Consider the following 212-nt stretch of genomic DNA (forward strand, 5'->3'; position numbering starts at 1 on the left):
TATAAGCAATTAAGCCCGCGACGATTTCCAATAAAAAACCGAGCTGACTGCGGTGTCTTGAATGCGCTATCTGAGAAATATTTTTGAGCTGATCCACGACCGGTTGAGTAGACCACGGGAACTACCCCCGCAGCCTCTCGCAGAACGGTACGTGAGCCTCTCGACTCATACCGCTCCCATCAGGCAAACACGCCTGTCATTCCTGCCCGCCA

1 pseudogene is annotated in these 212 nt (G+C 52.8%); it reads right to left on the reverse strand.

Features of this window, described 5'->3' with window-relative positions:
- Window positions 1-106, reverse strand: a pseudogene (locus ACGF5R_RS25245) (IS982 family transposase); the annotation flags it as partial.
- Window positions 107-212 lie beyond the last annotated feature (106 nt).

This window comes from Photorhabdus sp. RM71S (assembly GCF_042879355.1).
In the GTDB taxonomy this organism is placed as follows: domain Bacteria; phylum Pseudomonadota; class Gammaproteobacteria; order Enterobacterales; family Enterobacteriaceae; genus Photorhabdus; species Photorhabdus kayaii.